Source organism: Mesorhizobium sp. M7A.F.Ca.US.014.04.1.1, from assembly GCF_003998745.1.
Taxonomy (GTDB): domain Bacteria; phylum Pseudomonadota; class Alphaproteobacteria; order Rhizobiales; family Rhizobiaceae; genus Mesorhizobium; species Mesorhizobium ciceri.
Map to the genome: position 1 here is coordinate 1 of NZ_RZRW01000152.1, position 10,909 is coordinate 10,909.

General features: G+C 63.6%; 11 protein-coding genes and 1 pseudogene. 10 read left to right on the top strand and 2 right to left on the bottom strand.

The features are described from left to right. On the top strand, window positions 1-552 hold a 552-nt coding region (locus tag EOA22_RS12840; RefSeq protein WP_245478629.1), incomplete at its 5' end, for an FGGY-family carbohydrate kinase. A gap of 32 nt (window positions 553-584) precedes the next feature. Here the strand turns inward: EOA22_RS12840 and EOA22_RS12845 are convergent. After that, a complete protein-coding gene (locus EOA22_RS12845; protein ID WP_063169801.1) occupies window positions 585-947 on the bottom strand; it encodes a nuclear transport factor 2 family protein in 363 nt (120 codons plus the stop codon). A 112-nt stretch (window positions 948-1,059) separates the two neighbouring features. On the opposite strand from EOA22_RS12845, the gene xylA reads away from it, so the two are divergent. The 3 genes from xylA (at window position 1,060) to EOA22_RS12860 (ending at window position 3,568) form a co-directional block, all read left to right on the top strand. Beyond that, the gene (gene xylA / locus EOA22_RS12850) at window positions 1,060-2,385 is read left to right on the top strand and encodes a xylose isomerase (protein WP_027161006.1); all 1,326 of its coding nucleotides are present in this window, start codon (window positions 1,060-1,062) and stop codon (window positions 2,383-2,385) included. Between the two features lie 236 nt (window positions 2,386-2,621). Then, window positions 2,622-3,098: an N-acetyltransferase gene (locus tag EOA22_RS12855; protein WP_063169800.1), complete on the top strand. Its 477-nt coding sequence runs from the start codon at window positions 2,622-2,624 to the stop codon at window positions 3,096-3,098. Between the two features lie 260 nt (window positions 3,099-3,358). Beyond that, on the top strand, window positions 3,359-3,568 hold the full coding sequence (locus tag EOA22_RS12860; RefSeq protein ID WP_013528291.1) for a hypothetical protein: 210 nt from the start codon (window positions 3,359-3,361) through the stop codon (window positions 3,566-3,568). A gap of 11 nt (window positions 3,569-3,579) precedes the next feature. On the opposite strand, the gene EOA22_RS12865 is transcribed toward EOA22_RS12860, so the two are convergent. Beyond that, window positions 3,580-4,560, bottom strand: coding sequence for a GlxA family transcriptional regulator (locus tag EOA22_RS12865; protein WP_024501969.1), 981 nt, complete (start codon window positions 4,558-4,560; stop codon window positions 3,580-3,582). A gap of 77 nt (window positions 4,561-4,637) precedes the next feature. Here EOA22_RS12865 and EOA22_RS12870 point away from each other — a divergent pair, with 77 nt between their 5' ends. The 6 genes and pseudogenes from EOA22_RS12870 to EOA22_RS12895 all read left to right on the top strand — a co-directional run. After that, the gene (locus tag EOA22_RS12870) at window positions 4,638-5,555 is read left to right on the top strand and encodes a 3-keto-5-aminohexanoate cleavage protein (protein WP_013528293.1); all 918 of its coding nucleotides are present in this window, start codon (window positions 4,638-4,640) and stop codon (window positions 5,553-5,555) included. Window positions 5,556-5,576: 21 nt separating this feature from the next. After that, window positions 5,577-6,206 carry an HD domain-containing protein gene (locus tag EOA22_RS12875; RefSeq protein WP_063169799.1) on the top strand — a complete coding sequence of 210 codons (630 nt, stop codon included), beginning with the start codon at window positions 5,577-5,579 and terminating at the stop codon, window positions 6,204-6,206. After that, a complete protein-coding gene (locus EOA22_RS12880) occupies window positions 6,203-7,306 on the top strand; it encodes a carnitine 3-dehydrogenase (protein ID WP_024501970.1) in 1,104 nt (367 codons plus the stop codon). Before EOA22_RS12875 ends, EOA22_RS12880 begins: the two co-directional genes overlap by 4 nt. Before the next feature lie 4 nt (window positions 7,307-7,310). After that, on the top strand, window positions 7,311-8,474 hold the full coding sequence (locus EOA22_RS12885) for an acyl-CoA dehydrogenase (protein WP_127390004.1): 1,164 nt from the start codon (window positions 7,311-7,313) through the stop codon (window positions 8,472-8,474). Between the two features lie 3 nt (window positions 8,475-8,477). Further along, window positions 8,478-10,556, top strand: coding sequence for an acetate--CoA ligase family protein (locus tag EOA22_RS12890; protein ID WP_063169797.1), 2,079 nt, complete (start codon window positions 8,478-8,480; stop codon window positions 10,554-10,556). Continuing rightward, window positions 10,549-10,905 (top strand): annotated as a pseudogene (locus EOA22_RS12895) (enoyl-CoA hydratase-related protein); the annotation flags it as partial. The gene EOA22_RS12890 and the pseudogene EOA22_RS12895, both read left to right, overlap by 8 nt. Window positions 10,906-10,909: the final 4 nt, after the last annotated feature.

The window sequence follows — 10,909 nt, forward strand, 5'->3', positions numbered from 1 at the left end:
TGGCTGTCGGAAATCACCGGGAAGAGCGCCGGCGAGTTGACCACTGAGCTCGGCGACACATTGAAGGCGCCGAGCGGCGTGTCCTTCCTGCCATACCTCTCGGGTGAGCGCACGCCCTACAATGATTCCGCCATTCGCGGCGCGTTCACCGGACTGGCGCATCAATCGAGCCGTGCCGTGCTGACCCAGGCCGTGCTGGAGGGTGTAGCCTTTGCCTTTCGCGACAGCCTCGAAGCGCTGGCCACGGCCGGCACAGCCTTGACGCGGGTGACGGCGATCGGCGGCGGTTCGCGCTCACGCTACTGGTTGAAGGCGATTGCCACCGCGCTTCAACTGCCTGTCGACATTCCTGCCGACGGCGACTTCGGCGCCGCCTTTGGTGCCGCGCGGCTCGGCCTGATCGCGGCGACGGGTGCCGATCCGCTCGAAATCTGTACGGCCCCGAGGACGGACGCAACTATCGAACCGGATGCGGCGCTCGGCGGCGCCTATGCCGATGCCTATCAGCGCTACCGGGCGCTTTATCCGGCAATCAGGGTCGCCACGGCGTGAGCGATCTTTCGCCCACGCCGCGGCTGTCCGGCTCACTGCGCCGGCACCTTGTCGAGAAAACCGGTGACGCTCTTGAGGCGGCCGTTCTCGATGATTCCGATGTCGGTACCTTCGATCACCGAAGGCGTCCCCTCAGGTCCGAGATTCCACGAGAAGCGGATCTTGTCGGCAAAACCGTCCGGCGTACCCTTCAGCGAGAACCGGAAACCGGCAAAGCGCTGCTGCACGCCGTCGATCAGAGCCGCGACGCCTTCATGGCCATCACCCTGCATGAGCGGATCGCGGTAGCTGACGTCTTCCGTGAAGGTCGCCTTGAGCAATTCGGCCCGGCGGCCGGCATCGCTTTCGTTCCAGGCGGTGATGTAGTTTTCAGCGATCTTGGTGAGGTCGGTCATGGTCTGTCTCCTTCGTTTGGTGGCTTTGACATGACCCTTTTCAACCAGCGCCGGCGTGAAACCAATTACGCCTGAGGTAATGGCGTCAGAACTTTGTGAGAGGACAGAAATCATGAGCAGTGGATTTTTCGGCGACATCCAGAAGATCAAATATGAAGGGCCGGATTCGACCAATCCGCTGGCCTATAGGTTCTACAATCCCGATGAGGTCGTCGCCGGCAAGCGGCTGGAAGATCATCTGCGCTTCGCCGTTGCCTACTGGCACTCCTTTGCCTGGCCGGGTGGCGATCCGTTCGGCGGCCAGACTTTCGACCGGCCGTGGTTTCCCAAGGCCGGCGGCGTCGACACGATGGAGCTGGCAAAACTGAAAGCAGACGTCGCCTTCGAGATGTTCTCGTTGCTCGGCGCGCCCTACTTCTGCTTCCACGACGCCGATGTACGGCCGGAAGGCAAGGATTTTTCCGAGAGTGCGGCGCGCCTCGATGAGATCGCCGACTACTTCGCGGGCAAGATGAAGCAGACCGGCGTCAAGCTGCTTTGGGGCACCGCCAATCTGTTCTCCAACCGCCGCTTCATGTCGGGCGCGGCCACCAATCCCGATCCGGATGTCTTTGCCTATGCGGCGGCGACGGTAAAAAGCTGTATCGACGTCACCAAGCGGTTGAAGGGCGAAAACTACGTGCTGTGGGGCGGGCGCGAAGGCTATGAGACCCTGCTCAACACCGACCTTGCGCGCGAGCAGGAACAGGCCGGCCGGTTCCTCAGCATGGTCGTCGACTACAAGCACAAGATCGGCTTCAAGGGCACGATCCTGATCGAGCCGAAGCCGCAGGAGCCAACCAAGCATCAGTACGATTACGATGTCGCCACGGTCTACGGCTTCCTCAAGCGCTTCGGGCTGGAGAAGGAGGTCAAGGTCAATATCGAGCAGGGCCACGCCATCCTGGCCGGCCATTCCTTCGAGCACGAACTGGCTCTGGCCAATGCGCTCGGCATTTTCGGTTCGATCGATATGAACCGCAACGACTACCAGTCGGGCTGGGACACCGACCAGTTCCCCAACAACGTGCCGGAAATGGCACTGGCCTACTACCAAGTCCTGCAGGCTGGCGGCTTCAAGACCGGCGGCACCAATTTCGACGCCAAGCTGCGCCGCCAGTCGCTCGATCCGCAGGACCTGCTGATCGGCCATATCGGCGGCATGGACTCTTGCGCTCGCGGCCTGAAAGCCGCGGCGCGCATGGTCGAGGACAAGGCACTGTCGGCGCCGCTGGCCGAACGCTATGCCGGCTGGAACACGGCCGAGGGCAAGGCGATGCTTGCCGGCAAGCGCACGCTTGAGGATATCGCCGAGCGTGTCGTCAAGAAGAAGATCGAGCCGCAGCCGAGGTCCGGCCGCCAGGAACTGCTGGAAAACATCGTCAACCGCTACGTGTAGGGCGAGCGCCGCTTCATCTTTGGACCGACATCCGGCGCCACTGGCTGAAAGCCGCCGCCATCGCCATCTGCTAGTCAGCCCACTTCGCGACAAGCTGCCGAGGATCGCACAGATCTTCGGCAGCCTGCGTGGGACCAGGACGCTACACGTGTCACCGAAAGAGGGCCCGTGCGGCGGCATGTCGTCGTCCCAAACCGCTGTGCACTTTGGGCGACATGCATTGGCAGGAGACGGAAATGGCAGAGGATCGAATCATCGTGCGCCCTGCGCAGGCGAGCGATATTCCGGCGCTGAAGCAGGTGCTGCAGGAAACCTTCGAAGGCACCTGGCTGCCGAACATCACCGAAGCAGCCGCGCAACGCTATGTCGAGACGGATATTGGCGGGCGCTATGTCGACCAGAGCTGGCCTGAATTCGCCATTGCCGAGATCGATGGCGAGGTCGCCGGCTTGATCCATTGGCGCGCGGATTTCATCGAGGCCCTGCACGTGATGGCATCCCGTCAAGGCCAAGGTGTCGGCCGCAAGCTGCTTTCCCATGCCGAACAGGCGGTCAGTGCGGCCGGATTGGCGCAGGCGCGGCTGGAGACCGACACGTTCAACCTGCCCGCACAAGCACTCTACAAAGCGGTCGGCTATATCGAGAAAAGCCGCTATCCCGATGACGAATGGGACAGTGGCTTCACCACGGTGCTGTTCGAAAAGCGGCTTTGAGCAATTCCAGGAAAAGTGGGTACCGGTTTCCCCGGGAAAAGCGTACAGCGCTTTGCCTTGGGAATTGCGCAATCCAACAATAGATTTCTCGTTGACCTGACCTGCCTGGGCGCAGGAACAGCTTTGCGCATGGCCCGGTCCAGCGACATGGTTTTGCCCTTCGACGCCCTTCAATGACCTCGCTCTTGCCTTCAAACTGCCGTCACGAATCTCGTATAAGAGTGGCTCGTGGCGGGAGAGGAAGAAGGAGGCGAACCGATATGCAGAACGAACGTGAAATCGACGCCCTGCTCTCACCTGGCGAGGCTGGATCGATCATCGACCGGCTGATGGCAATGCCGCATCCGAAGGACGGCACGCGCCGCTCGAACGAATGGGATCGCGCTGTGGCCAGCCGTTTCGAGACCCATCTTGCCAAGCAAATGCGCTCGCAGATCGACGGCGGCAGCGACCGTCAGAACGCTGCCTGATTCTATCATAGTCAGCCCCGGCGCAGCCTGACCGGCGCTTCGCCGAAAGCCCTTGAAAACGCTCTTGAAAACGCCGCGGCGGATGAGAATCCGGTCCGCCCGGCAATATCGGCCATGGCGATCCTTGTATCGACCACCAGCCGGCGCGCGGCGCCCAGGCGCAGCCTGAGATAATAGGCGCCCGGTGTCTCGCCGATCGATTTGCGAAAGATGCTCTCCAGCGTCCGTGCCGTCACGCCGGCGCGCTTGGCCACCGCTTCAATGGTCAGCGGCTGGTCGACATGCGCTTCCATCAGCCGGATCGCTTGCGCCAGCCGCGGATCATAGCCATCGAGCCGGCCGAGCGAGACCAGCGGCTGTGCGTCGGTGGCGGCGCGCGCCTGGTCGTAGATGAAGACGCTGGCGACATCGAGCGCGACGGCCATGCCGAGCCTCGTGCGGATGAGATGCAGCATCAGGTCGAAGGTCGGCGACGCGCCGCCCGAGGTGAACACCGGCCCGTCGATAACATAGCGGTCAGGGCGGACATCGACGCCGGGGAATGCCGAGGAAAAATCCTCCATGTCCTCCCAGTGGGTGGTGGCGCTGCGTCCTTCCAGCAGGCCGGCGCGCGCCACCAGCCAGGTGCCGGCTTCGACACCGCCGCAAGCGCGTGCTGTCCGTGCGGCCCGGCGCAGGCCGGACAACAGAGCCGAGGTTGCATAGTTCTGGGTGCCGAAGCCGGCGACGACGACAAGAACGTCGGTCGACTCGCCCGCATCGAAGCGGCCGCCGACCGCCACCGGCAGGCCGCAAGTGGTGACTGGAGCCTCGCCGGTCACCGAGACCAGCTTGAAATCGAACAGGGTCTCGCCGGAGATGCGGTTGGCCGCGCGCAGTGGATCGACGGCGGATGCGACGCACATGATCGACGAACCGGAAAATACCAGCAGCGTCACCCTAAGCGGCGAGCGCTCGGCGCGAAAGATCGTTGGTTTTTCGCTTTTCGTCATGGAAGCTTCGTAAAACGCAAAACAGTTTCCGGCAAGTCGGGCATTGTTGAGGTCTATTTCTTTCGGAGGAGAGTTCCATGCCGCTTGCGATGAACCGTGAGGTCTTCATTACCTGTGCCGTGACCGGGTCCGGCGGGTCGCAGGACCGCAGCCCGCATGTGCCGCGCTCGCCCAAGCAGATCGCGGATTCCGCCATCGATGCGGCCAAGGCGGGCGCCGCCATCGTGCATTGCCATGTGCGCGATCCCGAGACCGGTAGGCCGAGGCGCGACGTACATCTCTACCGCGAAGTGACCGAGCGCATCCGCGCGGCAGAAGTCGACGTCATCCTGAACCTGACCGCCGGCATGGGCGGCGACATGGTGTTCGGATCGCCGGAAGCGCCGCTGCCGCTCAACGAAAAAGGCACCGACATGGGCGGTGCCACCAACCGCATGGAACATGTGCGCCAATGCCTGCCGGAAATCTGCACACTCGACTGCGGCACCATGAATTTCGCCGAGGCCGACTATGTCATGACCAACACGCCCGGCATGCTGCGCGCCATGGGCGGCATGATGACGGCGCTCGGCGTCAAGCCGGAGATCGAGGCTTTCGACACCGGCCATCTGTGGTTCGCCAAGCAACTGGTCGAGGAAAAGGTGCTCAACCCGGATGCGCTGGTGCAGCTTTGCATGGGCGTGCCGTGGGGTGCGCCTGATGATCTCAACACCTTCATGGCCATGGTCAACAATGTGCCGTCGACCTGGAACTGGTCGGCCTTCGCCATCGGCCGCAACCAGATGGCTTATGCCGCGGCGGCGGTGCTGGCCGGCGGCAATGTCCGCGTCGGGCTGGAGGACAATCTGTGGCTCGACAAGGGCGTGCTGGCCACCAATGCACAGCTGGTCGAGCGCGCCGCCAGCATCGTCACCAATCTCGGCGCCAGAATCCTTGGACCGGAAGAGGTACGGCAGAAGCTCAACCTCACCAAGCGGGCGCCGATCGCGGCATAATTATTCGTCGGGAGGGTCGGCATGACTACCGTAAAATTCACCGCGATGAAGGATGGCGACCGGGACGACTACGAGTTCCTGACCGCGCATGAAATCGACTATGCGGCCAGGACCGGCGAGCGGCTGCTCGACGCGCTGGTGCAGCTCGACGCGGGTCTTTCCGGCTACAAGATCACCCGGCTCGGCCATTCGCTGCAGGCAGCGACACGTGCCTGGCGCGACGGCGCAGACACCGACTGGATCGCTTGCGCGCTGCTGCACGACATCGGCGACATCTATGCGCCTTACAATCACGACGAATATGCCGCTTCGATCCTGAAACCTTTCGTGCGCGAGCAATGCACTTGGGTGGTGGAAAAGCATGGCGACTTCCAGCGGCTCTATTATGCCCATCATCTCGGCGGCAACCGCCACGCCCGCGACCGCTTTGCCGGCCATGCTTATTTCGACGATTGCGACCAGTTTTGCGAACGCTGGGACCAGCCCAGCTTCGACCCCGACTATGACACGCTGTCGATGGAATTCTTCCGGCCCTTCGTGCTCGAAGTCTTTGCCCGCAAGGCCTACGATCCCTCGGTGATCCGAGCCGGCGAGCGCGTGCCCCTCATCGATCCCGCAACCGCCGCGACAAGAACCGGAGCTTCAGCATGAGCATCATCAACAAGGCAGCCGCCATCGGTGGCGGTGTGATCGGCGCCGGCTGGGTGGCGCGCCTGCTGCTCAACGGCATCGACGTGTCGATCTTCGATCCCGATCCCGAGGCGTCGCGCAAGGTCGGCGAAGTGATGAAGGGCGCGCGCCGCGCCTACAAGCAGATGGTGCCCGGCGGCCTGCCGAAAGAGGGCAAGCTGACCTTCGCCAAGACCATCGCCGAAGCGGTCGCCGATGCCGATTTCATCCAGGAGAGCGTGCCGGAGCGGCTCGACCTGAAACACCGCGTGCTGGCCGAGATCGACGCTCACGCGCCGGCCAACGCGATTGTCGGCTCCTCGACTTCCGGTATCAAGCCGACCGACATGCAGGTGGCGATGAAGAAGCATCCGGAGCGGCTGGTCGTCGGCCATCCGTTCAACCCGGTCTATCTCCTGCCGCTGGTGGAGATCGTCGGTGGCGAGCAGACCTTCCCCGAGGCGATCGAGGTCGCCAAGGAGATGTATGCCTCGATCGGCATGAAGCCTGTCGTCATCCGCAAGGAGATCGAGGCCTTCGTCGGTGACCGCCTGCTCGAAGCGGCATGGCGCGAGGCGCTGTGGCTGATCAAGGACGGCATCTGCACGGTCGAGGAACTCGACGACATCATGCGCTACGGCTTCGGCCTGCGCTGGGCGCAGATGGGCATGTTCCAGGTCTATCGCGTCGCCGGCGGCGAGGCCGGCATGCGCCACTTCATGGCGCAGTTCGGGCCGTGCCTGAAATGGCCATGGACCAAGCTGATGGACGTGCCTGAGTTCAACGACGAACTGGTCGACCTGATCGCCACGCAGTCGGACGAACAGGCGCATGGGCTGTCGATCCGCGAGCTGGAAAAGATCCGCGACGACAATCTGGTCGCCATCATGGATGCGCTGTCGAAACAAAACAAAGGCAAGGGCTGGGGCGCCGGCGCGCTGCATAAGGACTATACCAGGCAGCTGGCCAAGCTGGCGGCGAAGAAGCCCATGGCCTCCAAGGCGGCCGAGAAGGCCAAAGCCTTGAAACCGGTCAAGAAAGCCGAAAAGCCGAAGAAAAAGACCGGCAAGAAGAAAGGCTGAGAGCATGGATTTCGGGCTGTCGGAGGAACAGAAGCTCATCGTCGAGACGACGCGCGCGTTCGTCGAGAACGAGCTTTACCCGCATGAGCGCGAGGTCGAGCGCACCGGCGTGCTGCGCCGCGACCTGATCGAGGAGATCAAGGTAAAGGCGATCGAGGCCGGGCTCTATGCCGCCAACATGCCGGCCGATGTCGGCGGAGCGGGCCTCGATACGGTGACCTGGCTGCTCTACGAGAAGGAACTCGGCCGCGCCAATTACGCGCTGCACTGGACCTGCGTGTCGCGCCCCTCCAACATCCTCCTGGCCGGCACGCCCGAGCAGCGCGAGAAATATCTGTGCCCCTGCATCCGTGGTGAGAAATGGGACTGCCTGGCCATGACCGAGCCGGGCGCCGGCTCCGATTTGCGTGGCATGAAGGCAACCGCCGTGCAGGACGGTGACGACTGGGTGCTGAACGGCACCAAGCATTTTATCTCCCACGCCGACCTCGCCGACTTTGCCATCGTTTTCATGGCCTCAGGCGAAGAGGATTCGCCGCGCGGCAAACGCAAGAAGATCACCGCCTTCTTCGTCGATAAGGGCACCAAAGGCTTCACCGTCCGTGACGGCTACCGCAACGTCTCGCATCGCGGCTACACCAACGCCATCCTCGAATTCGACGATTGCCGGCTTCCCGCCGCCCAGGTGTTGGGCGAAGTCCATAAGGGGTTCGACGTCGCCAATTCCTGGCTCGGCGCCACCCGGCTGCAGGTCGGCGCCACCTGCCTCGGCCGCGCCGAGCGTGCGCTTGGCCATGCCGTCGAATACGCCGCGCAACGCCAGCAGTTCGGCCAGCAGATCGGCAAGTTCCAGGGCGTATCGTTCAAGCTTGCCGACATGGCGACCGAACTCAAGGCCGCCGACCTGATGGTGTTCGAAGCCGGCTGGAAGTACGATCAGGGCACCGTCACCGACCAGGACATGGCCATGGCCAAGCTGAAGGCCACCGAAATGCTCGCATACGTTGCCGATGAAGCGATCCAGATCCATGGCGGCATGGGGCTGATGGACGATCTGCCGCTGGAGCGCATCTGGCGCGACGCGCGCGTCGAGCGCATCTGGGAAGGCACATCCGAGATCCAGCGCCACATCATTTCAAGGGCGCTGCTGCGCCCGTTCGGGGCATAACATATGCATAAACTGGAGCGTCTCCTGCGGCCTAAATCGATCGCCGTCTTCGGCGGTGCGCAGGCTGCAGCCGTCGTCGCGCAATCGATCAAGATGGGTTTTGCCGGCGAGATCTGGCCGGTGCATCCGACCAAGGACGAGGTTGCCGGTCGCAAGGCCTATCGTTCGGTGGCTGACCTGCCCGGCGCGCCGGATGCTGCCTTTGTCGGCGTCAACCGGCATTTGACCATCGAGGTGATCAAGGCGCTGGCCGAACGCGGCGCCGGCGGCGCCGTCTGCTTTGCCGCCGGCTTCCTCGAAACCGAGGCCTATGACGATGATGGCGAGCGGCTGCAGGCCGAGCTGGTCGCGGCGGCGGGCCAGATGCCGATCATCGGGCCGAATTGCTACGGCCTGATCAATTATGCCGACGGCGCGCTGCTGTGGCCCGACCAGCATGGCGGCATAAGACTGGCCGAGGGCGGCAAGGGCGTCGCCATCATCACCCAGTCCTCCAACATCGCCATCAACATGACCATGCAGAAGCGCGGCCTGCCGATCGCCTTCCTGATGACCGCCGGCAACCAGGCGCAGACCGGCCTGTCCGAAATGGCGCTCGGCCTGATCGAGGATGAGCGGGTCACGTCGCTCGGCCTGCACATCGAGGCCTTCGATTCGGTAGCCGGCTTCGAACGGCTGGCGGCACGAGCCCGCGAGCTGAAGAAGCCGATCATCGCCATGAAGGTCGGCCGTTCCGAACAGGCCAGGCAAGCGACTGTCTCGCATACCGCGTCGCTCGCCGGCTCGGACGCGGCCTCGGGTGCGTTCCTGCGGCGGCTCGGCATTGCGCGCGTCGATTCGATCCCTGCCTTCATCGAGGCGCTGAAGCTGCTGCACATCACCGGACCTTTGCCCGGCTATAGGCTGTCGTCGATGAGCTGCTCCGGCGGCGAGGCCTCCGTCATGGCCGACAGCGCCGAAGGCCGCTGGGTCAATTTCCCTGTGCTGACCGACAGCCACCGCGCCCATGTCAAATCGACGCTCGGGCCGCTGGTCGCGGTCGCCAATCCCTTGGACTATCACACCTTCATCTGGAACAACGAGCCGGCGATGACCGCCACCTTCACCGCCATGGTGTCGGGCGGTTTCGACCTCAACATGCTGGTGCTCGATTTTCCGCGACCCGACCGCTGCTCGGTCACCGACTGGTGGGCGACGTTGCGCGCTTTCGAATCGGCGCTCAAGACCAACAAGGCGCATGGTGCGATCGTCTCCTCGCTGCCGGAGAACCTGCCGGAGGAATACACCGCCGAACTGATGGCGCGCGGCATGGTGCCGTTGTTCGGCATTTCGGAAGCGATGGATGCAGCCGGCGCAGCAGCCTTCATCGGCTGGGCTTGGGCTGAACCGCAGGCGCAGCCGATCGACACGTCGGCCTCCGGCGCCTCTGGCGGGGACCACGTCACGCCCGACGAAGCCGAGGCGAAGTCACGGCTGATCAAAGCCGGCCTGCCGGTGCCGAAGGGCGAGCGCGCCGCCAATGCCGTCGAAGCGGTGATTTCGTCCATGGCGCTCGGCTTTCCCGTCGCGTTGAAGGCGCTCGGCGTCACCCACAAATCCGAAGTTGGCGCTGTCAGGCTCAATCTCAGGGATGCCGAATCCGTCAGCACCGCAGCGCATAACCTGTTGCCGCTCGGCACCGGGCTCTATGTCGAGCGCATGGTGCGCGACGGTGTTGCCGAACTCATCGTCGGCTTCACCCGCGATCCGATGTTCGGCGCGGTGATGACGCTCGGCACTGGTGGCGTGCTGGTCGAGCTGTTGCGCGACAGCGTCACGCTGATGCTGCCGGCGACCCGCGACGATATCGAGGCGGCGCTGCGCGGCCTGAAACTGTTCCCGTTGCTCGAAGGCTATCGCGGCCGGCCGAAGGCCGATGTCGCGGCTGCCATCGATGCTATCTCTGGCATTGCCGCCTTCGTGCAGCAGAATGCCGGTGAGATCGAAGAACTCGACATCAACCCGCTGATCGTCTGTGCAGAGGGCAAGGGCGCCTGGATCGCCGACGCGCTGCTGGTGCTGGGAGAGAACAAGAATGTCTGACGTCATTTCGACCCGCCGCGAGGGCACCATCCTCGAAGTCACCCTCGACCGGCCCAAGGCCAACGCCATCGACCTGAAGACCTCGCGGCTGATGGGCGAGACCTTCAAGGCGTTCCGAGACGATCCGGAATTGCGCGTCGCCATCGTCAAGACCGCTGGCGACAAGTTCTTCTGCGCGGGCTGGGACCTCAAAGCAGCTGCCGGCGGCGATGCGGTCGACGGCGACTATGGCGTCGGCGGCTTTGCCGGCCTGCAGGAGCTGCGCGACCTCAACAAGCCGATCATCGCGTGCGTCAACGGCATGGCGGTCGGCGGCGGCTTCGAGCTGGCGCTGTCCTGCGACCTCATCTAAG

What these genes read in the sequence shown, in the direction of transcription:
- EOA22_RS12875 (WP_063169799.1), top strand. Translation starts at nt 5,577, where the DNA reads ATGACTACCGTAAAATTCACCGCGATGAAGGATGGCGACCGGGACGAC.
- EOA22_RS12860 (WP_013528291.1), top strand. Translation starts at nt 3,359, where the DNA reads ATGCAGAACGAACGTGAAATCGACGCCCTGCTCTCACCTGGCGAGGCT.
- EOA22_RS12880 (WP_024501970.1), top strand. Translation starts at nt 6,203, where the DNA reads ATGAGCATCATCAACAAGGCAGCCGCCATCGGTGGCGGTGTGATCGGC.
- EOA22_RS12870 (WP_013528293.1), top strand. Translation starts at nt 4,638, where the DNA reads ATGCCGCTTGCGATGAACCGTGAGGTCTTCATTACCTGTGCCGTGACC.
- xylA (WP_027161006.1), top strand. Translation starts at nt 1,060, where the DNA reads ATGAGCAGTGGATTTTTCGGCGACATCCAGAAGATCAAATATGAAGGG.
- EOA22_RS12890 (WP_063169797.1), top strand. Translation starts at nt 8,478, where the DNA reads ATGCATAAACTGGAGCGTCTCCTGCGGCCTAAATCGATCGCCGTCTTC.
- EOA22_RS12855 (WP_063169800.1), top strand. Translation starts at nt 2,622, where the DNA reads ATGGCAGAGGATCGAATCATCGTGCGCCCTGCGCAGGCGAGCGATATT.
- EOA22_RS12885 (WP_127390004.1), top strand. Translation starts at nt 7,311, where the DNA reads ATGGATTTCGGGCTGTCGGAGGAACAGAAGCTCATCGTCGAGACGACG.
- EOA22_RS12845 (WP_063169801.1), bottom strand. Translation starts at nt 947, where the DNA reads ATGACCGACCTCACCAAGATCGCTGAAAACTACATCACCGCCTGGAAC.
- EOA22_RS12865 (WP_024501969.1), bottom strand. Translation starts at nt 4,560, where the DNA reads ATGACGAAAAGCGAAAAACCAACGATCTTTCGCGCCGAGCGCTCGCCG.